The 22,422-nt window shown below is 70.7% G+C and carries 19 protein-coding genes; 17 read left to right on the plus strand and 2 right to left on the minus strand.

The window, feature by feature from the left end:
* Positions 1-134: 134 nt before the first annotated feature.
* The 12 genes from thrC to ACQP0P_RS10575 all read left to right on the plus strand — a co-directional run bounded on the left by thrC (position 135) and on the right by ACQP0P_RS10575 (position 14,586).
* Entirely contained in the window at positions 135-1,193 is a 1,059-nt protein-coding gene (thrC, locus tag ACQP0P_RS10520) for a threonine synthase (protein WP_433374197.1), read from the plus strand.
* Between the two features lie 273 nt (positions 1,194-1,466).
* The gene (thrB, locus tag ACQP0P_RS10525) at positions 1,467-2,444 is read left to right on the plus strand and encodes a homoserine kinase (protein WP_433374200.1); all 978 of its coding nucleotides are present in this window, start codon (positions 1,467-1,469) and stop codon (positions 2,442-2,444) included.
* Positions 2,445-2,909: 465 nt separating this feature from the next.
* Positions 2,910-4,955, plus strand: a complete 2,046-nt coding sequence (rho, locus tag ACQP0P_RS10530) for a transcription termination factor Rho (protein WP_433374203.1) — start codon at positions 2,910-2,912, stop codon at positions 4,953-4,955.
* 127 nt (positions 4,956-5,082) lie between these two features.
* Positions 5,083-6,402, plus strand: coding sequence for a sensor histidine kinase (locus ACQP0P_RS10535; RefSeq protein ID WP_433374205.1), 1,320 nt, complete (start codon positions 5,083-5,085; stop codon positions 6,400-6,402).
* A 12-nt stretch (positions 6,403-6,414) separates the two neighbouring features.
* The gene (locus tag ACQP0P_RS10540; protein WP_433374208.1) at positions 6,415-7,059 is read left to right on the plus strand and encodes a response regulator transcription factor; all 645 of its coding nucleotides are present in this window, start codon (positions 6,415-6,417) and stop codon (positions 7,057-7,059) included.
* Positions 7,060-7,254: 195 nt separating this feature from the next.
* Positions 7,255-7,473, plus strand: a complete 219-nt coding sequence (rpmE, locus tag ACQP0P_RS10545) for a 50S ribosomal protein L31 (RefSeq protein ID WP_343975689.1) — start codon at positions 7,255-7,257, stop codon at positions 7,471-7,473.
* 111 nt (positions 7,474-7,584) lie between these two features.
* Entirely contained in the window at positions 7,585-8,637 is a 1,053-nt protein-coding gene (gene prfA / locus ACQP0P_RS10550) for a peptide chain release factor 1 (RefSeq protein ID WP_433374212.1), read from the plus strand.
* Between the two features lie 9 nt (positions 8,638-8,646).
* Positions 8,647-9,501: a peptide chain release factor N(5)-glutamine methyltransferase gene (gene prmC / locus ACQP0P_RS10555; protein ID WP_433374215.1), complete on the plus strand. Its 855-nt coding sequence runs from the start codon at positions 8,647-8,649 to the stop codon at positions 9,499-9,501.
* A gap of 98 nt (positions 9,502-9,599) precedes the next feature.
* Positions 9,600-10,283, plus strand: a complete 684-nt coding sequence (locus tag ACQP0P_RS10560; RefSeq protein WP_433374218.1) for an L-threonylcarbamoyladenylate synthase — start codon at positions 9,600-9,602, stop codon at positions 10,281-10,283.
* Positions 10,280-11,500, plus strand: a complete 1,221-nt coding sequence (locus ACQP0P_RS10565) for a hypothetical protein (protein WP_433374221.1) — start codon at positions 10,280-10,282, stop codon at positions 11,498-11,500. Before ACQP0P_RS10560 ends, ACQP0P_RS10565 begins: the two co-directional genes overlap by 4 nt.
* 109 nt (positions 11,501-11,609) lie before the next feature.
* A complete protein-coding gene (locus ACQP0P_RS10570) occupies positions 11,610-13,028 on the plus strand; it encodes a hypothetical protein (RefSeq protein ID WP_433374226.1) in 1,419 nt (472 codons plus the stop codon).
* 112 nt (positions 13,029-13,140) lie between these two features.
* Positions 13,141-14,586 (plus strand): sugar transferase, encoded by a 1,446-nt coding sequence (locus ACQP0P_RS10575; RefSeq protein WP_433374230.1) that lies wholly within the window; start codon positions 13,141-13,143, stop codon positions 14,584-14,586.
* A 13-nt stretch (positions 14,587-14,599) separates the two neighbouring features.
* Here the strand turns inward: ACQP0P_RS10575 and ACQP0P_RS10580 are convergent, their stop codons facing one another.
* Complete coding sequence (locus ACQP0P_RS10580) at positions 14,600-15,610, minus strand: LCP family protein (RefSeq protein WP_433374232.1); 1,011 nt, start codon at positions 15,608-15,610, stop codon at positions 14,600-14,602.
* Positions 15,611-15,733: 123 nt separating this feature from the next.
* Here ACQP0P_RS10580 and ACQP0P_RS10585 point away from each other — a divergent pair, with 123 nt between their 5' ends.
* Genes ACQP0P_RS10585 through ACQP0P_RS10605 form a run of 5 tightly spaced genes read left to right on the plus strand, consistent with a single transcriptional unit; the run spans position 15,734 to position 21,888 of the window.
* Positions 15,734-16,828 carry a glycosyltransferase gene (locus ACQP0P_RS10585; protein WP_433374235.1) on the plus strand — a complete coding sequence of 365 codons (1,095 nt, stop codon included), beginning with the start codon at positions 15,734-15,736 and terminating at the stop codon, positions 16,826-16,828.
* 8 nt (positions 16,829-16,836) lie between these two features.
* Complete coding sequence (locus tag ACQP0P_RS10590; RefSeq protein WP_433374238.1) at positions 16,837-17,886, plus strand: glycosyltransferase family 4 protein; 1,050 nt, start codon at positions 16,837-16,839, stop codon at positions 17,884-17,886.
* Positions 17,883-19,169, plus strand: a complete 1,287-nt coding sequence (locus tag ACQP0P_RS10595) for an O-antigen polymerase (protein ID WP_433374241.1) — start codon at positions 17,883-17,885, stop codon at positions 19,167-19,169. The genes ACQP0P_RS10590 and ACQP0P_RS10595 overlap by 4 nt, the downstream gene beginning before the upstream one ends.
* Positions 19,166-20,422, plus strand: a complete 1,257-nt coding sequence (locus ACQP0P_RS10600; RefSeq protein ID WP_433374243.1) for a hypothetical protein — start codon at positions 19,166-19,168, stop codon at positions 20,420-20,422. The genes ACQP0P_RS10595 and ACQP0P_RS10600 overlap by 4 nt, the downstream gene beginning before the upstream one ends.
* Entirely contained in the window at positions 20,419-21,888 is a 1,470-nt protein-coding gene (locus tag ACQP0P_RS10605) for a polysaccharide biosynthesis tyrosine autokinase (RefSeq protein WP_433374246.1), read from the plus strand. Before ACQP0P_RS10600 ends, ACQP0P_RS10605 begins: the two co-directional genes overlap by 4 nt.
* On the opposite strand, the gene ACQP0P_RS10610 is transcribed toward ACQP0P_RS10605, so the two are convergent.
* The gene (locus tag ACQP0P_RS10610; protein ID WP_433374249.1) at positions 21,851-22,414 is read right to left on the minus strand and encodes a hypothetical protein; all 564 of its coding nucleotides are present in this window, start codon (positions 22,412-22,414) and stop codon (positions 21,851-21,853) included. The genes ACQP0P_RS10605 and ACQP0P_RS10610 overlap by 38 nt on opposite strands.
* Between the last annotated feature and the right edge of the window lie 8 nt (positions 22,415-22,422).

The raw sequence follows: 22,422 nt of genomic DNA on the forward strand, positions 1-22,422 counted from the left end.
TCCTGTAGGCAGGACGCCCCAGGTGTCCATTCGGTGGACAGTGCATCCCAAGGCTGAACAGGTTGCCCGTAGACTCTTTTTCCAACACCGCAGGTAGCACGCGCACGGATTGGCCGCGCGCGGGAGGAGCAATCATGACCAGGGCGTGGCGTGGCCTCATCGAGGAGTACCGTGACCGACTTCCGGTGACCACGGCGACGCCCGTCGTCACGCTCCTGGAGGGCGGAACCCCGCTCGTCCCGGCGCACCGGGTGTCGGCGCTGACCGGCTGCGAGGTCTACCTGAAGGTCGAGGGCCTCAACCCGACGGGAAGTTTCAAGGACCGTGGCATGACCATGGCCATCAGCAAGGCCGTCGAGGACGGGGCGAAGGCGGTCATCTGCGCCTCCACCGGCAACACCAGCGCCTCCGCCGCCGCCTACGCGGTCCGCGCGGGCCTGACCTGCGCCGTGCTGGTACCCCGGGGCAAGATCGCGATGGGCAAGCTGGCCCAGGCGCTGGTCCACGGGGCCCGGCTGCTCCAGGTCGAGGGATCCTTCGACGACTGCCTGGAGATGACCAGGAAGCTCTCCGAGAACTACCCGATCGCGCTGGTCAACTCGGTGAACCCGTTCCGGCTCCAGGGCCAGAAGACCGCCGCCTTCGAGATCGTCGACACGCTCGGGGACGCTCCCGACATCCACTGCATCCCGGTCGGTAACGCGGGCAACATCTCGGCGTACTGGATGGGTTACACCGAGTACGCGAGTGACGGCATCGCGACGAGGACGCCCCGCATGTTCGGCTTCCAGGCCAGCGGCTCCGCGCCGATCGTCAACGGTGCGCCGGTGACCCACCCGCACACGATCGCCACCGCGATCCGCATCGGCAACCCCGCCTCGTGGCGGCTCGCCGAGGCCGCCCGCGACGAGTCCGGCGGCGTGATCCAGGCCGTCACCGACCGTCAGATCGCCGCCGCGTACAAGCTGCTCGCCCAGGAGGAGGGCGTCTTCGTCGAGCTCGCCTCCGCCGCCGGCGTGGCGGGCCTCCTCCAGGCCCACAGCCAGGGCCTGGTCGAGCCGGGACAGCGCGTCGTGTGCACGGTGACCGGAAACGGCCTCAAGGACCCCGACTGGGCCATCTCGGGCGCCCCCGCCCCGGTGACGATCCCGATCGACGCGCACGCCGCGGCCGTCGCCCTCGAACTCGCCTAGGTCCTGTGCCGCGGATCTCGCCGTGGCAGGGGCCGGTCCAGGCGGCGCCCCGCGGGACGGCGGAGGAAGCCGTGGCGTTCCGCGGTGGCCGGCGGCAACGCGGCGGGGTGCCGCCCGGCCACGATGGGCGGAAGATCCAAGGGGCACGGCCCAGTGAACCCGGCACGCCGCGACCGCCCCGGTATCGCACCCAGAAATCCCGCAGAACCGGGCAGATAGGAGAAGCCACTTGTCCGCCATGGCCACGCCATCGAGCCGTACCCCGGGGGATCTATGATCAGCGGCAAGGTGACCGTCCAGGTCCCCGCGACCTCGGCGAACCTCGGCCCGGGATTCGACACGCTGGGTCTGGCACTCGGCCTCCACGACGAGGTCGAGGTCGAGCTGTTCGAGCCCTCGGAGGGCTCCGGCTCCCGGAGCGTCGTCATCGAGGTCGAGGGAGAGGGCGCCGGCGAGCTTGACGGGGGCGAGGAGCACCTCATCGTCACCACGATGCGCGCGACCTTCGACCGGATGGGGCTCGGGCAGCCGCCCGGGATCCGGTTGCGCTGTCTCAACCGCATCCCGCATGCCCGCGGCCTCGGGTCGTCCTCCGCCGCGATCTGCGCCGGGATCATCGCCGCCCGCGCGCTGGCCACCACCCCGGATCAGGACGGCTCCGCCCCCGCTCACCGGCAGAGGGCGCGGCCCGGGCTCACCGACGACGAGGTCCTGGCGCTGGCCACCGAGATCGAGGGCCATCCCGACAACGTGGCGCCGTGCCTGGTGGGCGGGCTCACCATCGCGTGGACGGACGGAACGGGCGCACCGCACCTGGTGCGGCTGCTCCCGCACGCCGACGTCAGGCCCGTGGTCCTCATCCCCGGGTACCGGCTGTCCACCGAGGTCGCCCGGGGGCTGCTGCCCAAGGAGGTCCCGCACGCCGACGCCGTCGCGAACGCGGGGCGGGCCGCGCTGCTGGTCGCGGCGTTGACGGCCAGGCCGGAACCGGAACTCCTGCTGGCCGCCACCGAGGACCGCCTCCATCAGGACTACCGCGCGCCTGTGATGCCGCTCACCGCCGACCTGGTACGGCGGCTGCGCGGGGCGGGCATCGCCGCGGTCGTTTCGGGAGCGGGGCCCACGGTTCTTGCGTTTTCGACCGTGAATGCGCAGGATTTGATCGCAGCAGAAGTGGGTAATGACTGGCACATCCGGCCACTGGATGTCGAAACCCGGGGTGCCCGTGTTGTTTCTCCCGAGACACGCTGACATCTCTCGACCTTCAGGGAATAGCTGTGTGCGCTGGTGATGTTAGGCTGATAGCCGCACCAGGTGCCCCGCGTTGGGTGCGTGCTTGTCAGCCACACATCGCTGCATCGTGTCTCACTCCGTGAGGCGTGATCGCCGCAGTGGCCTCCCCGAATCCGTCGCCTCCGAATGCTCCACATTCGGCTGGGCAACGAAGAGGCGGCGTTTTAGGGGACATGCGCGTTCGATCTACCTCGACATCTGGTTGCCGGTAGCAATCCGGGGGGGTGTCCTCCAAGTCCCACCGTCGGCGATTCTCGATGGTGACGGCCTGGATCAGCCCTTCTCCGACAGTGGCGGCGGCTCTCCATGGGCCGCCGAGGATCGCAACGTGCAACCCGACCCGGTCTGTCCCACCGGGTCGATCGCACCACCGGGACGATTGGCTGATCATGGCCACGCCCGACCCCTGGGAAGGACCCATTAGTGAGCGACACCACCGAACTCCTCTCCGACGTCACCGGCACGGCGCCGGCGTCCGGCGACACCCCCACCCGCCCCGCGGCCAAGCCGCGCCGTCGCTCCGGCACCGGCCTGTCCGCCATGGTGCTGCCCGAACTGCAGGCCATGGCCTCCGGTCTCGGCATCAGCGGGACAGGGCGGATGCGCAAGAGCCAGCTCATCGCGGCCATCCAGGAGAAGCAGGGCGTCTCCGCCGAGAGTGCCCAGGCTCCCGTCACCGCCAAGGAGACTCCGGCCGTAGCCGTCCCCGCAGCCGCGGCCGAGCCGGTCGTCGAGCGTCCGGCACGCACCCGCAGGGAACGTTCCCGCCCCGTCGTGGCCGCCGAGCCCGTTGTGGAGCAGGCGCCGCCCGCTCCCGAGCCGGTGGCCGCCGTCGTCGCTCCCGAGCCTGTCGTGGAGCAGCAGACCATCGACGCCGTCCCGGCCGAGGGCCGCGGCGAGCGTGGTGAGAGCCGTCGCGAGCGCGGTGAGCGTCGTGGCCGTGGCGGCGAGCGCGGCGAGCGCGGTGAGCGCGGTGAGCGCGGTGAGCGCGGTGAGCGCGTCAACGACCGCCGCGAGCGTGGCGACCAGCGCGGCGACAACCGCGGTGATCAGCGCACCGACAACCGCGGAGACCAGCGCACCGACTCCCGCGCCGCCGACGTCGGCCAGAGCCGTGGCGAGCGGATCAACGACCGTGGCGACCGGGGCGACCGGGGCGACCGTGGCGACCGGGGCGACCGTGGCCCGCAGAACCGGGGGCCGCAGGACCGCGGCGACCAGCACGGCGTGGGCGACGACGACGACCGTCGCGGACGTCGTGGCCGGTTCCGCGAGCGCAACCGCCGTGGCCGTGACCGCTTCGACAGCAACGAGCCCGTGGTGGGCGACGACGATGTGCTGATCCCGATCGCCGGAATCCTCGACATCCTCGACAACTACGCGTTCGTCAGGACCAGCGGTTACCTGCCGGGTTCCAACGACGTCTACGTCTCGCTGGCCCAGATCCGCCGCAACGGCCTGCGCAAGGGCGACGTCGTCACCGGCGCCGTCCGCCAGCCCCGCGACGGCGAGCGCCGTGAGAAGTTCAACGCGCTCGTCCGCCTGGACACGGTCAACGGCATGGACCCGGAGCAGGCGCGGCAGCGCCCTGATTTCAATAAGCTCGTCCCGCTCTACCCGCAGGAGCGCCTGCGCCTGGAGACCGAGCCGAACATCCTGACCACCCGGATCATCGACATGGTGGCGCCGATCGGCAAGGGCCAGCGTGGTCTCATCGTCTCCCCGCCCAAGGCGGGCAAGACGATGGTGCTTCAGGCGATCGCCAACGCGATCACCCACAACAACCCCGAGTGCCACCTGATGGTCGTCCTGGTGGACGAGCGTCCGGAAGAGGTCACCGACATGCAGCGATCGGTGAAGGGCGAGGTCATCCACTCGACCTTCGACCGCCCGGCCGAGGATCACACCACGGTCGCGGAGCTCGCCATCGAGCGCGCCAAGCGCCTGGTGGAGCTTGGCCACGACGTGGTCGTGCTGCTCGACTCGATCACCCGTCTGGGCCGCGCCTACAACCTGGCGGCCCCGGCCTCCGGCCGGATCCTGTCCGGTGGTGTCGACTCCACCGCGCTCTACCCGCCGAAGCGTTTCTTCGGTGCCGCCCGCAACATCGAGAACGGCGGCTCGCTGACGATCCTCGCCACCGCGCTGGTCGAGACCGGCTCCAAGATGGACGAGGTCATCTTCGAGGAGTTCAAGGGCACGGGCAACCTGGAGCTCAAGCTCAACCGGCAGCTTGCCGACAAGCGGATCTTCCCCGCGGTGGACGTCGACGCGTCCGGCACCCGCAAGGAGGAGATCCTCATGGGCAAGGACGAGCTCCAGATCATCTGGAAGCTCCGCCGGGTGCTGCACGCCCTTGACATGCAGCAGGCTCTCGAGCTTCTCCTGGAGAAGATGAGGGAGACCAAGTCCAACGCGGAATTCCTGCTCCAGGTGCAGAAGACGACCGTCAGCTCCGAGCGCGACTGACCGCTCACCGCACGTTGAACGCCCCGGCCCCTCAGGCCGGGGCGTTCGTTTCCAAAGCGCTTGTCTGGCCCGGGTCTTCGGGATATCCCTACTTCAGGACGCATTTTCGCGGACGACAGGGGGGCGCGTGACTGCCGAGACAGTGGTGAGCACGCCCGTGGTCAGGACGCCGCTCCGGCGGCGTGTGCCCTTCGGGCCGAACGGCCCCCTCGGCATGTTCGTCGACCCGATGACCTGGCGGGCCGTTCCCTACCTGCTGGTGAGCCTGTTCCACGGCCTCGCCTGGTTCGCGTTCCTCGCCTCGGTGATCCCGCTCTCCCTGGCGCTGGTGATCGTGTGGATCGGGCTGCCGCTCCTCGCCCTGACCATGCTGGCCTGGCGGGGGGTGGCGATGCTGGAGCGCCGGTTCCTCCGGCTGGCCTTCGGCGTCGACATCCCCAGCCCCTACCGGCCATCGGAGGGCGACAACCTGTTCCTGCGCTGGAAGGACATGTTCGTCGACCCCGCCACCTGGAAGGATCTGCTCTACCTGCTGTTGCTGCTGCCGATCGGGATCGGGGAGTTCACGGTCTCGGCGGTCCTGTGGACGCTCGGGCTCGGCCTGACCGTGGCGCCACTGCCGCTGCTGCTGGTGGGGGAGCCGATGACACCCATCGGCGAACTGCCGATCGACAGCGGGCCGAAGGCGCTGCTGTGCGCGTTGATCGGGATCGGGTTCCTGCTCGCGGCCCTGTACGCGACCCGGGGGATGGCCTGGCTGCACGGCCTGCTCGGCGCCGCCCTGCTGGGCACGGGGGAGAAGAACCGGCTGGCGGCCCGCGCCGCGCACCTGCGGGCCAGCCGGGCCCGCGGGGTGGACGCGGCCGAGGCCGAGCGGCGCCGGATCGAGCGTGACCTGCACGATGGCGCACAGCAGCGGCTGCTGTCGGTGGCCATGGACCTGGGCCGGGCCAGGGCCAAGCTGGACTCCGACCCGACCGCGGCCCGGGAGCTCCTCGACCAGGCGCACAGGGGCACCAAGGCCGCCATCGCCGAGCTGCGTGACCTCGCCAGGGGCATCCATCCGGCGATTCTCACCGACAGGGGGCTGAACGCCGCCCTGTCGTCGCTCGCCGCGCGCGCGCCGGTACGGGTGGACCTGGCGGTGGAGGTCTCGCACCGGCCCCCGCCGGCGGTGGAGAGCATCGCGTACTTCGTCGTGGCCGAGTGCCTGACCAACCTGGCCAAGCACGCCGAGGCCACCGAGGCGTCCATCCGGGTCAGCCGGCAGGAGCAGCGGGTGATCGTCGAGGTCTACGACAACGGGGTCGGCGCCGCGGTGCCGCGGCCCGGAGGCGGTCTCGCCGGGCTGGCCGACCGGGCGGCGACCATCGACGGCACCCTGAGCGTCGACAGCCCGCTCGGCGGCCCCACGATGATCAGGGCCGAGCTGCCTTGCGAATGGTGAGGGCCTGAACACATGCGGGTGGTGATCGCCGAAGACTCGGTGCTGTTGCGCGAGGGGCTGGCCAGGCTGCTGGCCGACGGGGGCATCGAGACCGTCGGGGTCGTGGGCGACGGCCCAGGGCTGGTGGCCGCGGTCATCGAGCACGATCCGGACCTGGCGATCGTCGATGTCAGGATGCCGCCGACGCACACCGACGAGGGACTGCGCGCGGCCCTGGAGGCCAGGAGCCGGCGGCCGAGGCTGCCGATCCTCGTGCTGTCGCAGTACGTCGAGGAGCAGTACGCCACGGAGTTGATCGGCGGTGGCGCCGCGGCGGTCGGCTACCTGCTCAAGGAGCGGATAGCGGACGTGGCCGAGTTCCTCGACGCGGTGCGCCGGGTGGCCGCCGGGGGAACGGTCATCGATCCTGAGGTGATCGGGCAGCTGCTGGGCCGCCAGCGCAGGGGAGATCCCCTGGAGTCGCTGACCGCGAAGGAGCGAGAGGTGCTGGCCCTGATGGCGGAGGGCCGTTCCAACGCCGCGGTCGCCGGGCGCATGCTCGTCACCGAGGGCGCCGTGGAGAAACACATCTCCGGCATCTTCGGCAAGCTCGGCCTGGAGCCCGCCACCGACGACCACCGCCGGGTTCTCGCCGTGCTCGCGTATCTGGGCAGGTGAACGCCCGTAGCCCCGGTCTCTCCCGGGCGGGGAATGTCTTGTGGCCTGGGATGGTTGCAGGATCTGGCACACTGGTAGCCGAACCGCAGCGGTTCCGGTTCCCGCCCGCGCGCACCTCGGTGTGCCAGCGCGCAAGCCTCATCGGCGAGAGACAGTGGCGACCCGGCGACCGCGTTTTGGAGAGGAAAAGACGACATGAAGCCCGACATCCACCCGGAGTACGTCGCCACTCAGGTGACGTGCACCTGTGGTAACTCCTTCACCACCCGCAGCACCGCCAAGAACGGCGTGATCCACGCCGACGTGTGCTCCGCCTGCCACCCCTTCTACACGGGCAAGCAGAAGATCCTGGACACCGGCGGCCGGGTGGCGCGCTTCGAGAAGCGCTTCGGCAAGAAGTCCACGGGCCAGTAGCCCCCATCCCGACGCCGGCTCGGAACAACCCTCCTGCGAAAGGGGGGTGCCCGGGTCGGCGTTCGTGGTGATGAGGCAGGCTTAAGAAGGGCTTTCAAGGAAGGACGCACGGTGAACCTCGACGAGCTGCTCAGTGAGTACGCCGAGCTGGAACTCAAGCTCGCCGACCCCTCCGTGCACGCCGACCAGAAGCAGGCGCGCACCTTCGGCAGGCGCTACGCCGAGCTGACCCCGATCATCAACACCTATCGCGAGCTCGAGGGCGTCCAGGCGGACCTCGGAACGGCGAGGGAGCTGGCGTCGGAGGACGAGGCGTTCGCGGAGGAGGCCAAGGAGCTCGAAGCGCGGGTTCCCGAGCTGGAGGAGAAGCTCAGGCATCTGCTCGTCCCGCGTGATCCCAACGATGACAAGGACATCATCATGGAGATCAAGGCGGGCGAGGGCGGCGAGGAGTCCGCGCTGTTCGCCGGGGACCTCCTGCGGATGTATCTGCGGTATGCCGAGCGGATCGGCTGGAAGACCGAGTTCATCGACGCCACCCACTCCGACCTCGGCGGTTACAAGGACGTCACGATCGCCCTGAAGGCCAGGGGCGACGAGGGCGTCTGGTCGAGGCTCAAGTTCGAGGGCGGTGTGCACCGCGTCCAGCGGGTGCCGGTCACCGAGTCCCAGGGGCGCATTCACACCAGCGCCGCCGGGGTGCTCGTCTACCCGGAGGCCGAGGACGTCGACGTCCAGGTCGACCCGAACGACCTCCGCATCGACGTCTACCGCTCCAGCGGTCCGGGTGGTCAGAGTGTCAACACCACCGACTCGGCCGTGCGGATCACGCACCTCCCGACCGGGGTGGTCGCCTCCTGCCAGAACGAGAAGAGCCAGCTCCAGAACAAGGAGTCGGCCATGCGCATCCTGCGGGCCCGCCTGCAGGCGATCGCCGAGGAGGAGGCCAACGCCGCCGCCATGGCCGAGCGCAAGTCCCAGATCCGCACCGTCGACCGCTCCGAGCGCATCCGCACCTACAACTTTCCCGAGAACCGCATCTCCGATCACCGCGTCGGTTTCAAGGCGTACAACCTCGACCAGGTGCTCGACGGGGATCTCACGGCCGTCATCCAATCCCTGCTCAACGCTGAGATGGCGGAGAAGCTCGCCAACCATTCATAGAACGCGCCCATGACCTTTCTGCTGGACGAGATCGCCCTCGCCACCGCCCGGCTCGCCGAGGCAGGTGTGCCGTCGCCACGCACCGACGCCGAGGAGATCGCCGCATGTGTGCACGGTGTACGGCGCAGTGAGCTGCACACCGTGAAGGACTCCGACTTCGACGCCCTGTTCTGGGAGGGCGTCGCCCGCAGGGAGTCCCGCGAGCCGCTCCAGCACATCACCGGGCGGGCCTACTTCCGCTACCTGTCCCTGGAGGTCGGGCCAGGGGTGTTCGTGCCGCGCCCGGAGACCGAGATCGTGGTGGGCTGGGCGATCGACAGGCTGCGGGAGATGGACGTCGCCTCGCCGGTGGTCGTGGATCTCGGCACCGGGTCCGGTGCCATCGCGCTGTCCATCGCCCAGGAGGTCGCGCTGGCCACCGTGCACGCGGTCGAGGTCGACCCGGACGCCTATGGCTGGGCCAAGCGCAACATCATCGAGCACGGTCAGGGCCGCGTCCACCTGCATCCGGAGGATCTCACCGACGCCCTCTCCGAGCTGGACGGCCAGGTCGACCTGGTGGTCTCCAACCCGCCGTACATCCCGCCCGGTGCGATCCCCCGTGACCCCGAGGTCCGCGACTACGACCCGCACCGCGCGCTGTACGGGTCGGGCAGCGACGGCCTCGACGAGGTCAGGGCCGTCGAAAGGACCGCCAGGCGCCTGCTGCGCCCCGGTGGCTTCGTCGCCGTGGAACACGCCGATCAGCAGGGCACCCCGGTCTATCTGATCTTCTCTGAGGAGAACGGCTGGCGCGACGTCCGCAGCCGCCAGGACCTGACGCGCAGGGACCGCTTCGTCACCGCCCGCTTCGGCCAGGAATAGGATGCACGCCGTGAGCGAGGGGATCCCGGCCGTCGGTGACGTGCCGGCGGGCGAGGAAGTACGCGAATGCGCGTAGCGAGCGATCCTGAGGAGGCACAGTGAGCCGACGTTTTGACTGCATCGATGCCGAGCAGCGCGCCGCGGGCCTGGTAGAGGCCGCGTCCGCCCTGCGGCGGGGGGAGCTCGTGGTACTGCCGACCGACACCGTCTACGGTATCGGCGCCGACGCCTTCACCCCCGCCGCGGTCACCGCCCTGCTGGAGGCCAAGGGCCGCGGCCGTGACATGCCGGTGCCGGTGCTGGTCGGGACCGTCCGGGCGGCCAACGCCCTGGTGGAGAACCTCGGTCCGTACGGCCAGGATCTCGTCGACGCCTTCTGGCCGGGGCCGCTCACGCTGATCTGCCGCGCGAATCGGTCGCTCTCGTGGGACCTGGGGGACGCCAAGGGCACCGTCGCCATCCGGATGCCGCTGCACGCGGTCGCCCTCGACCTGCTCAAGGAGACCGGCCCGATGGCCGTCTCCAGCGCCAACCGCTCCGGTGCCCCCGCCACGACCAGCGCCGCCGACGCGGAGAAGCAGCTCGGCGACTCGGTGTCGGTCTATCTCGACGCCGGGCCGTGTGAGAGCGACACCCCTTCGACGATCCTGGACCTGACCACCGCGGTGCCCAGGTTGCTGCGGCGCGGGGCGGTCGCGGTGGAGAAACTGCGCGGCGTGATCGGCTACGTCGCCACCGACGCCGGTCCCGAGCCTGACGGTGGCACAGAGTCCGGCGGGTGAACATGGACCCGAGCGTTCCCGTTCTTCTCGTCAAGATCGGGCACTACCCGCTTCACCACGGTGCGGTCGGCGTCGTGCGGACGCTGGGACGGCTAGGGGTCGCTGTTCACGTCATCGCCGAGGGGCGCCTGACCGCGGCGGCGCTCTCCCGTTACCGGGCCGGCCGGATCGTCTGGCCGACCACCGGGGCCGAGCCCGCTGAGCATCTTGTGCGGGGGCTGCGGGAGATCGCCGCGTCGCTGCCGGGAAGGGCGGTGGCCGTGGCGACGGACGACGAGGCGGCGATCCTGCTCGCCGAGCACGCGGAGGTGCTGTCCGAGCACCTTCTGCTACCGCCGGTCCCGCGTGACCTGCCGCGCCTGCTGGCCAGCAAGCACGACATGTTCCGGCTGTGCCGGCGCCACGGCATACCGGTTCCGGAGTCACGGCTGATCACCTCGCTCGACCAGATCGACGAGATCGCCGGGGAGTTCACCTTTCCTGTCGTGCTCAAGAACTCCGAACCGTGGCTCCGGCTGGCCGCGCCGGCGGTCAGCCGTTCCACGGTGGTGGAGACACCCGGGGAGCTGCGCGAGCTGGCCGCGACGTGGCCGGCCGCGCCGTACACGCTCGTCCAGGAGTACCTGCCGCGCTCGGAGTCGACGGACTGGATCGCCCACGTCTGCTGTGACGAGCAGGGGAACGCGGTGGCCACCTTCACCGGGGTGAAGGTACGGTCGTGGCCGCCGCACGTGGGGGTGACGACGTACGCCTACTCGGTGGCGAACCCGGAGCTGGTGAGCCTGACCGCCAGGCTCTGCAAGGAGACCGGCTACGCGGGCGTCGCCGATCTCGACTGGCGACTCGACCACCGTGACGGAAAGTACAAGCTTCTTGATTTCAACCCTCGGGTGGGAGCGCAGTTCCGGCTTTTCGAAACCGACGCGGGGATCGACGTGATCCGGGCCCATTACCTGACGCTGACCGGCCAGGCGGTCCCGCCGGGAACACAGGTGGAAGGGCGCAGGATCATCGTCGAGAACCTGGACGTGCCCGCCCGGGTCGCCTATCGACGCGCGACGCGCGCCTACCAGATCCCCGAGGGAGGCGGGAGGGAGTTCGCCTGGCTCGCCGCCGACGATCCCCTCCCGGGGCTGGCCACGGCCGTCCGCAGCACCCGTCCGATCGCGCGGCGGGTGATCGGACGGTTCTCCGGCCGGAAACCGTCATCCATGTGAAGAAAATAATCCCCTGTTCCTGATGGGAATTCTGGTCCGTATGTGACCCTGATGGCCCTGTCATTCGTCATCTACCGGGTGTTCGGCGCGGTGAGAGGACGACAGCGGAATGGGTACCCGACCGAGCGGTCCGTCGCAGGCGGCCGTCGTCCATCTGATCAGGCGGAACGCGTTCTTCGCCGGTGCCCTGGCGGCCGGGACGGTGGTCCGCGCGGGCATCACGGTGACCCAGCTTCCCGTGCTGGCCAAGAACGACAGTTACGCCTATATCGCGCTGGCCCTGCGGCCCCAGCCGCATGTGGTACGGCCCAGCGGTTACCCGCTGTTCCTCTGGCTGCTCAAGCCGTTCCACAGCTTCACGCTGGTGGTCACGGTCCAGCACCTGCTGGCCCTCGTCTCGGTCACCGGTGTCTACGCGCTGCTGCGGCGGCGAACCTCGCTCCCCGGCTGGGTGGCGGCGCTCGTCGTCCTTCCCGTGATGTTCGGCGCGTGGCAGCTCAAGATGGAGAGCGCCATCATGAGCGAGGCGCTTTTTGTTCCGCTGACCATCGGGGCCGTGGTGGTGGCGCTCTGGTGGCGCTCGCCCCCCGCCTGGGCCGTCGCGCTCTCGGGGGTGCTCCTCGCCCTCGCCACGCTGGCCCGCGCGGCAGGGTTGCCGCTGATTCTGCTGGTGGTGGGATACCTGGTCGTCCGGCGTGTCGGCCCGCGCCCGGTCATCGCCTTCACGGTCGCGGCCGTCCTGCCGCTGGCCGGCTACGGGCTGTGGTTCCAGGCGTGGCACGGCAGCGTCGCGTTCACCCGGAGCAACGGGATCTTCCTCTACGGGAGGGTCATGGACTTCGCGGACTGCGAGAGGATGGCCCCTCCGATTTCCGAGCGGGGACTCTGCACGCAGGCACCGCCGGGAACCCGCCCGAAGTCGGACACCTACATCTGGTATCCGGGCACCCCCCTGCAGAGCATGGGCGTCGACGTCTTCAGCGAGGACGTCAACAACCTGGCGTCGAGCTTCTCCTGGCGGGCGATCCGTGAGCAGCCCCTCGACTTCGCCGCGACGGTCGCCAGGGACACCGGCGCCTTCTTCGCCGAACCCTGGATACCGATGCCGTCGACGGCCGAGGAACTGGGGTACGACTCCGGGGTCAACGCGACCTACGTGCCGGGAGCCGATCCGGTGCGGGACGTTCGCGCGTACGAGGGAGGGGACCTCCTGGTCGCCACGGCCCTGGGCCACGACGCGGTGGAGCCGCCCGCGCCCAGGGCGGCGGGTCTTCTGAAGGTGGAGGGATACGCGACGGGCCTGCTCCTCGGCGTGCTGCTGATGGCGGGCGCGGTCGGAGCGGTCAGGTGGAGGCGGCCCGAGGTCGCCCTCCCCTGGGCCTTCGCGGTGGCGCTGCTGCTGATACCCGCGGCGACCTCGGTGTTCGATCGACGCTACGCCCTTCCGGCCATCCCGCAGGCGCTGCTGGCCGTGGCTCTCCTCTGGGGACGGGGGGAGGGTTCGGAGCGACCGTTTTTTCCCAGGTGACCGGCTATAAAACCGAACTTGATGTGATTTTTGTTATTTTTGATAGACAGGTAAACTCTTGAGGCGGATCGCACGTCCTTCTTGTGCTTGTCCAGCAAGAAGGTGAGAGCGTATGAGTGCGACGTCGACCGAGCGCAGAGCGGAGCGCCCCCCGGATGCTCCGCTCGTTCCGGGGAACGGGCGGAAGCGGTCGATCACACGCGTGCTCGTCGCGGGTGACCTCTGCTGTGCCCTGGTGGCCTATGCCGTGGTGCTGGGAGCCAGATGGTGGTGGGGCGGCTACGTCCCCTGGTTCGAGATGGTGTTCTCGGCGGGGCTGGTGATCGCCTGGCCGGTGGCGATGTCGTTCGTGGGGGCGTACCGAGGGCGGGTCCAGGCGGGTGGCCTGGAGGAGGTCCGCCTGGTGTTCAACGGTGGCCTGGGGCTGGCCGCGGTCGTCGCGATCGGTGCCTACGTCACCAAGTTCATGATCGCCAGGAGCATCGTCATGGCCATGCTGCCCATGGCGATCCTGCTCACCCTCGCCTTCCGCCGCCTCCTGCGCCGGCACCTGCACAGGATGAACCCCCGCGAGGCGGTCGCGCGGGTCGTCGCGGTCGGGCACCAGGTGGCGGTGCTGGACCTGGTGATGCAGCTGCGTCACCAGCCCAGGTACGGCATGAGCGTGGTCGCCGCCTGCCTGCCCGAGGGGGTGGAGCTCGGACGCGTCACCGACGTCGACGGGGTTCCGATCCTCGGCGACTTCACCAACGTGGCCGAGGTGGTGGCCAGGACGTCGGCGGACGCGGTGGCGGTCCTGGCCTGTCCCGAGCTGGACGGCGTGGCTCTGCGCAGGCTGGCCTGGAGCCTGGAGGTCACCGACACCGATCTGTTCGTCGCCCCGTCCCTGATGGACGTCGCCGGACCGCGGGTCAGCGTCCGCCCGGTCGCCGGCATGACACTGCTCCACGTGGACCACCCCTCTTTCGGTGGGATCAACCAGCTCGTGAAGAACGTGTTCGACAGGGTGGTGGCCGCCGGGGTGCTGGCCGTTCTCGCGATCCCGATGTTGGCGATCTTCGTCGCGGTCCGGGCCACGAGCGAGGGGCCGGCGCTGTTCAGGCAGACCCGGGTGGGGAAGGGCGGGCGCGAGTTCCAGATCCTCAAGTTCCGGACGATGGTGAACGGCGTCGACCGGCTGGGCGGCCTCGACCTCGAGGCGGCGCTGCTCAAGATGCGGGACGACCCGCGCGTCACCCGGGTGGGAACGTTCCTGCGCCGCTACTCCCTCGACGAGCTCCCGCAGCTCGTCAACGTGGTCCGCGGGGAGATGTCGCTGGTCGGGCCGCGCCCGCTGGTGCCCGCGGAGTTCGCCCTGTACGGCGCGGACATCCACCGCAGGCTGGTGGTCCGGCCGGGGATGACCGGCCTGTGGCAGGTCAGCGGACGCTCGGACCTCTCCTGGGAGGAGCGGATGCGGATGGATCTCCGCTACGTCGAGAACTGGTCACTGATCCTGGACCTGCAGCTGCTCTGGAAGACCTGGGGGGCCGTCGCGCGTGCCCGGGGAGCCTACTGACACCGACGGGCGCTCAACGGATCTCGTCGACGGCGTTGGCACTGTCGCTTTCCCGGATGTAGTCGTCGACGCGGTCGTCCTGGATCGCCTGGCTGAGGGCCCGTACCTGCCGTGTGTCCAGGTACACGACGCTCTGCGAGCCCTCCATGCCGTTGCCCCGCACCGGCATGGTGGTGTACTGGAACCCGTCGGCGCCGGCCAGATCGAACAGCCGGGACCTGATGATCCCCGGGGTGACCCCCGAGTCGACGCTGATCGCCTTGGTCAGGGCGCGCAGCAGGTTGTTGACCTTCACGGGGTTGGCGAGGGTCTCGGCGCTGAGCACCTTGCCGGCGATGGAGTGCAGCAGCGCCTGCTGACGCTTGATCCGGTCGAGGTCCCCGCCAGGGAGGTTGACGCGCTGGCGGACGAACTGCAGGGCCTTCTCGCCGTCGAGGTGCTGGCGGCCGGCCTTCCAGGTGACGCCGCTGAGCGGGTCCCGGACGGTCTCCGTCACCTCGACGTCGACCCCGCCGATCGCGTCGGTGGCCGCGGAGAACCCCTGGAAGTCGATCGCGGCGTAGTGGTCGACGCGGACACCGGTGAGCTTCTCGACCGTCTTGATCAGCAGGGCGGGGCCGCCCCAGGAGAAGGCGGCATTGATCTTGGCTTTGCCCTTTCCGGGAACGGAGACCCACGAGTCCCGCGGGATCGAGATCACGCTGATCCGGTTCCCGGCGTCGGCGAGGTGGATCAGCATGATCGTGTCGGTGCGCTGCTCGCCGGGGCGCCACAGCCGGGCCCCCGCGTCCTTGCCGGTGGTCGTCCTCTCCGAACGGGTGTCGGTCCCGACGAGCAGCCAGTTCTCACCCACCCCCAGCTCGGCGGGGGGCCGCTCGGCCTCAGCGGTGGGGATGGCGTCGGGAATGCGCACGATGTCGCTGTCGAGGCTGCTCTGGAAGGCGTAGAGCGTTCCAGCGGTACAGGCACCCATCAGGATTCCGGCGGTTCCGGTGATCAGCAGGAGGCGGAGGGCGCGATGCATCGGGGGTGCCCCTATCGAGTCAGACATACCAAAAGAAGTGCCATGCAACCTGCGATACCTTATGTCGCGCTAGTGGCAGTTAGCACGGTCAACTCGTTTATCACTCGCGTCACGGAGGTCTTGGTGGGGCTTGACGCCGTGAAGCGGCCCGCGCCCGGCGGTACCCGCCCCGGGCAGGCGGTACGGGTGCTCCATGTGACCGAGTGCTGGGGCAGCGGGGTGGCCAGCGCCGTCCACGCCTACGTCGAGGCCACACCGGACCACGAGCACTGGCTGCTGATGGCGCACGACGCGGCCGACCCCCTGCTGGGCGAGGACCGCCTGCTCAAGGGGGTCAGGGTCTTCTCCGACGGGCACCTGGCGAGGATCCGCGACGTGGCCGCCGCCTACCGGGAGATCCGTCCCGACATCGTGCACGCCCACTCCTCCTACGCGGGCTTCTACGTCCGCTCCTGCCCGCCGGTTCCCACCGGGCGGATCGTCTACAGCCCGCACTGCTACGCCTTCGAGCGGACCGACGTCGCGCTTCCCGTCCGGTACGGCTTCCGTCTGGCCGAGACGCTGCTCGCCTCGCGTACCGGCGTCGTGGCGGCGGTGAGCCCGAGGGAGGCCGAGCTCGCGGCCCGGCTCCGCGGCGGCCAGCGCGTGGTCTACGTCCCCAACGTCGTCCCCGGGACCCCGGCGGCGGTGGAACCGCGGGAGCCGGGGGACCGGCCGGGCCTTGTCGCGGTCTCGGTCGGCCGCGTCTGCGCGCAGAAGGACCCCGCCTTCCTCGCCGCCGCCGCCCGCGCGGGCGACGAGTCCATCAGGTGGGTCTGGATCGGCGACGGAGACCCCGCCCTGCGCCGGGTCCTTCAGGACGCCGGAGTCGTCGTGACGGGCTGGCTCGCCCGCGAGGAGGCGCTGGCCCTGCTCGGCACCGCGGACGTCTACGTCCACACGGCGAGCTGGGAGGGCGCCCCGATCTCCGTGCTGGAGGCGGTCGGAGCCGGCCTGCCCGTGGTGGCGAGGGACATCCCGGCGCTGCGCAGCCTGGGCGTACCGGACCTGGTGACGACACCGGCCGGGTGCGCGCGGGCGGTGGCCGACCTCGGGGACCGCCCGCGGCGCGAGGAGGCGATACGGCGGCTCGCCGGCGCGCTGGCGGGGCAGCACACCTCCGGGCTCCAGGCGGACCGGCTCGCCCATGCCTACACGCTCGTCACGGGGGCGGCGTGAGGATCGGGGTGAGCGGTAAGGTGCTCCGCCGGAACGTGGGAGGAAACACCTCCTACACGCGGACCCTCTACACCGCGCTGGCACCTTTCGGGATCGAGTGCGAGGCCCTCGTTCCGCCGGGCGACGGGCTCGGAGGGGCGGTCAGGCAGCTCGCCTACGCCGCCGCCGACGGCCTGCTGTGGCCGGCCCGCCCGGGAGGGGCCGATCTGCTGCACTTCCCGGCCGACACCGGGGCGCTGATCGGCTCCCGGGTACCGATCGCGGCCACGGTGCACGGCGTCGAGGACGCTCCCGTTCCCGGGCTGGCCCGCGCGCTCTGGAAGCGCACCTGGATGGCCAGGGTCGGCAGGCTCACCGAGGTCGCCGGCGCGGTCATCACCGTCTCGCGCCACTCGGCCGGCGAGATCGGCAGGGTCTTCCGTGTCCCCGCGGCCCGCGTCCACGTGATCCCGCACGGGCTGGACGCCGGTCGTTTCCACCCCCGGGAGGTCGGCGACGACGCCCTCCTCGAACCCCTGCGGCTGCCCGGCCGGTTCGTGCTGTACCTGGGGAACCTGGACCCCCGCAAGAATGTCACGACCCTGGTCGAGGCGACCGCGCGCCTGGGCGTCCCCCTCGTGGTCGCCGGAGGCGGGTTCCTCGGGTCGGGCCAGGTCGAGCGGGTACTGGCCGGGGCGCCGCACGCCCGCTACCTCGGCCAGGTACCGCACGAGGTGGTGGCGCCCCTGATGAGGGCGGCCACGGTGTTCGCCTTCCCCTCGGGTCACGAGGGTTTCGGGATGCCGGTGCTGGAGGCCATGGCCTGCGGCACCCCGGTGGTGACCTCCGACCGGGCGGCGCTGCCCGAGGTCGCGGGTGACGCCGCCGTACTCGTATCCGATCTTGACGCGCGCGGCATCGCGGCGGGTCTGGAGACCGTCCTGTCCGACGACCGCGCCGCGGCGGATTTGCGGGCCCGGGGGATCACCCGGGCCGCGCTGTTCTCCTGGGAGGAGTCCGCGCGGCGCCACGCCGAGGTGTTCACGGCCCTGGTCGAGGGCGGAGGTACCCGGGCGTGAGCACCTCGCGGTTGCCGCTGCGCGAGGGCGCCTGGTGGCTCCACCCGGCCTGGACGGCGATGCTCGCCACCATCCCCGGGCTGCTGGCCGTCTGGCTGATCGGGGACGACAGCTTCCGGGAGTGGTGGCGGACGCCGAAGATCTTCGACGACGGCAAGGTGCTCACCGTCGTGGTGTTCATCGGCGTCTTCGTCATGGGCTGCATGCTGCCGTCGCTGTCCAGGCCGGTTCGGGCCACCGACATACCGGTCAACGCGCGCCAGCGCCGGGTCCTGCTCCTGGCCGGTCGACTGGCCGCCGCGCTCACCGTGGTGGGATACGCGGCCTGGCTGGCCTCGGCGGTCTCGAGCGGGCTCAGCCTCGCCGACCTCGTGGAGGTCTTCTCGCTGAGCCCGGGCTCCGCGGACGCGGTCAAGGACGAACTCGCCACCATCGGCGGGGTGACCACGCTGACTCAGCTGGGACCGCTGGCCATGGTCTGCCTGCTGCTTGAGCGGCGGCTCGGCGGTGGCTCGCACACCGCGATGTTCGTGATACTCACCGGGTTGACGCTGGCGCGGGTGGTGCTCAACTCCGAGCGGCTCGCCCTGATGGAGATCGCGCTCCCGGTCCTCGCGCTGATCTCGACGCTGCGGCCCGGCGACGGGCGGCGCCACCACCGCTGGCTGTGGGCGGGGTTGCCGCTGCTCGCCCCGTTCGCCCTGGTGACGCTCTTCGGCACCTTCGAGTACGTGCGCAGCTGGTCGCACTACTCCACGGTCGTCCATATCGACTACTCCGAGTTCGTGCTGCGCAGGCTGACCGGCTACTACGCCACGGCGTACAACAACTCCGCCATCGTGGTCGACCGGATCGGCCCCGGCCTCGTCTGGCCGTACTACACGGTGGGGTTCCTGTGGAACTTCCCCGGCCTGTCGGCGCTGCTGACCCCAGAGTCCGTGCTGGGTTTCCACCCCGCCCGGGTCTGGCCCGGCCTGCTGTGGCAGTTCGGCAACCCCGAGTACAACAACACGGGCGGCATGCTCGCCCCCCTCGCCGACTACGGGCTGGCGGGCGGCATGCTCTTCTGGGCCGGGACGGGGCTGGCGGTCGGCCTCTGCTACCGCTGGATGCGCTCGGGGGAGATCCGGGGGCTGATCCTCTACCCGCTGCTGTACGTGGGCCTGGTCGACCTGGCCAGATACTTCTACTGGGGTGAGGGCCGGGCCTTTCCCACGCTGCTCGGTGCCGCCGTGCTGGCCATGTTGCTGCACCGCCGCCGGGACCCCGGGGAGGAGAGGTGACCGCGGCGCGCCGGGGGCTGTGGACCCTCGCCGACCATGTGATCTGCAGCGGGAGCAACTTCGCCCTCATGATCCTGGTCGCCGGCAACGTCTCGGTCGTCACCCTGGGAGAGTTCGCACTCCTCTACGGCTTCTACGTGGTGGTCGTGGAGCTGTCGCGGGCGGCGGTCAGCGAGCCGCTTTTGGTCAGGCGGCCCGAGGGAGACGCCGCGGTGCGCCGGGCGCTGGCGGACAGCTCAGGCTCCGCGGCCGTGTTCGGTGCCCTCGCCGGGCTGCTGCTGCTCGCCCTGTCGCCCTTCCTGATCGGCTCGCACTGGCGCTCCGCCGTGGCGCTCGCCCTGTTGCTGCCGGTGCTGCTGATCTGGGACGCGCTCAGGCTGGCGTTCATCGCGATCGGATGGCAGCGTCGTGCGGTGCTGGTGGACGTGGTGGGCGGGGTGGTCCAGGTCTCGGCGGCGTTCGCCGCGCTCCAGGTGGAGGCGAGCCTGGGCTGGCTGGTCGCCGGCTGGGGGTTCGGCGGCCTGGTCGCCGCGTGTCTGGCGGCCGCCCAGGCCAGGACGCTGCCCCGGCTCGGGGCGCCGCGCCGCTGGTTGAGGGAGTACGGCACGCTGGTCCGGCCCTACTTCGTGGAGACCGGGGCGCTCTCCCTGGCGGGCTATGCCGTACTGATCGTCCTCGGGCACATCGCGGGGCCGGCGGCGGTGGGGGCCTGGCGGGCCGCGCTGACGCTGTTCGGCCCGGCGAACGTGGTGATGGCGGCCGGTCGGGTCGCGGCCGTCAGCGAGCTTTCCCGGCTCAAGACCGCGGGCCCCGGCCGGATGCTCCGCTCGGCGGCCGTGGTCGGGCTGCTGTGCGGGGTCGTGGGCGCGACGGCCGGTGCCATCGCCGCCTTCCTGCCGGACTCCGTCGGCCAGGCCCTGCTCGGCGAGTCCTGGGCGGACGTGGGGCCGCTCGTCCCCGCCTTCACCGCCCTGCTCGTGATCGAGGGGATCGGTCTCGGACCCTACGGTGTGCTGCGCGCCATGGAACGGGTCCGGACGCTGTTCGTCCTGAGGGTTTCCGTGGCGGCGGGACGCGTGCTCGCGGTCAGCGTGGGGGCGGCGCTGGCCGGCGCCGCCGGCGCGGCCACGGCGAGCTCGCTGATCGAGGCCACCGGGTTCCTGGTCGCCATGGCCCTTCTCGCGGCGGTCCTCACCGCCGCGCCTTTCCGAACGTCGCACGTGACCCCCCAACAGTCGAGAGAGCACCCGTGAACGCCAGAGAGCTGATCGCCGGAGCCCGCAGGAACCTGCTGCTCGTCATCCTGCTCGCCGTCCTCGGCACGGGGACCGGACTCGGGATCGGCCTGCTGCAGCCGAAGGAGTACAGGACCACGACGACGCTGTTCGTCTCCGTCGCGCAGGGCGGCCAGTCCAGCATCGACCAGAGATACCAGGGCACCCTGTTCACCCAGGAGAGGGTGCGCTCCTACGCCGCGCTGGTCACCACCCCGGTGGTGACCAGGTCGGTGGTCAAGACCCTCGGGCTGTCACTGAAGCCCGAGGAACTGGCGCAGCGGCTGGAGGTGGACGTCCCGGTCGACACCGTCCTGCTCAACATCACCGCCCGGTACGGCGATGCCGAAACCGTGGCGAGGATCGCCAACGCGGTGACCGTCCGGCTCGTCGCGGTGGTCGCGGACCTGGAGGCACCGGACCCGGACCTTGACTCGGCGATCCGCGTCAAGGTGGTCAGGGACGCGGCGGTGCCGGAGCGGCCGAGCAGCCCCAGGATCGTCCTGGACGTGGTGCTGGGATTCGCGCTGGGACTCATCGGGGGCGTCGGCGCGGGCGCCCTGCGCGAGGCGCTCGACACCCGGATCCACAACGAGGCCGATCTCGCGAGGCTGAGCGGCCAGCCCCTGCTGGCCATGGTCCCCAAGGATCCCGACACCCAGGCCGCCCCGCTCGTCGGCGATCGCTTCGGCTCGCGTGCCGAGGCGTACCGCAAGTTGCGCACCACCCTGCGCTTCGTCGGTGTCGATCAGCCGGCCAAGGTTTTCCTGGTCACCAGCCCGCTCCCCGGCGACGGGAAGTCGACGACCGCGGTCAACCTGGCGGCGGCCCTGGCGGCCGAGGGGGCCCAGGTGGCCCTGGTCGAGGTCGACCTGCGCAGGCCGATGCTCGCCGACATGCTCGGACTCGTCGGCGAGGCGGGTCTGACCAGCGTCCTGACCGGGAGGGCCGAGCTGGCCGATGTCGCCCAGTCGACGGCGGGGACGCATCGGATCACCGTGCTCACCAGCGGTCCGCTGCCGCCCAACCCCAGCGAGCTGCTGGGCACCCAGCGCATGCGGGACCTGCTGCGGCGGCTCGCCCAGGGCTTCGACTACGTCATCCTGGACGCCCCGCCGCTGCTGCCCGTCACCGACGCGGCGGTGCTCGCGCCGGAGGCGGACGGAACCATCCTGGTGACGCGGGCCAAGAAGACCAGGCGCGACGATCTGCGCGAGGCACTGACGGTGCTGGAGGGGGCCAGGGGCCGCATCGTGGGACTGGTCTTCAACTGCGGGACGGTCACCAGGTCCGACCGGTACGGCCCGTACGTACGCGACACCGCCAAGCCCCAGCTGGTGGGGGACACCTTCCAGGACCGGGAGCCGCCTGCCGTGGCGCGGCGGCCGAGGAGGGGGGACTCGCCGCTCAGCGGGGACCGAGCAGTTCCCCCAGGGCGCGGCTGAGCGAGTCGCCGATCACCCGGGAGCACTCCTCGTACTCCCTTGGCGGCCCGCCGTACGGATCGGCGATCTCGACCGATGGATGGCGGCCAGGGGCCCCCCGGCGCCTGGCGACGGCCTGGACCACGGCGTGCGCACGCCCGACGGTGTCGGAGCGGTGGCGGATTTTCCGGCCCGCCGACAGATGGGCGAACTCGCGGAGGGTGAACGTCCGGTGGATCGCGGTCGGATCCATCGTCACCGCCGTGCCGCGTTGCCCCGTCTCCATGGTGAGGATGAGATCCGCGTCGCCGACCAGGGCGCTGTCCAGCGGTCGCGAGAGGTGCTCGGAGCCGTCCAGGCCGAGGTTTCTCAGCGTGTCGAGCGCGTACGGAGCCATGGGGTGCCCCGCTCTGGCGTGGGTGCCCGCGCTCGACACGAGGATCGGGCAGGAGGAGAACCGGAGCATCGCCCTGGCTATCGCCTCGGCCATCGGAGAGCGGACGATGTTCGCCGTACAGACGATCAGAATCCGGAAGTCCTCTCTCACCTCGTCTA

The organism is Streptosporangium sp. CA-115845 (genome assembly GCF_050943795.1).
Lineage (GTDB): Bacteria > Actinomycetota > Actinomycetes > Streptosporangiales > Streptosporangiaceae > Streptosporangium.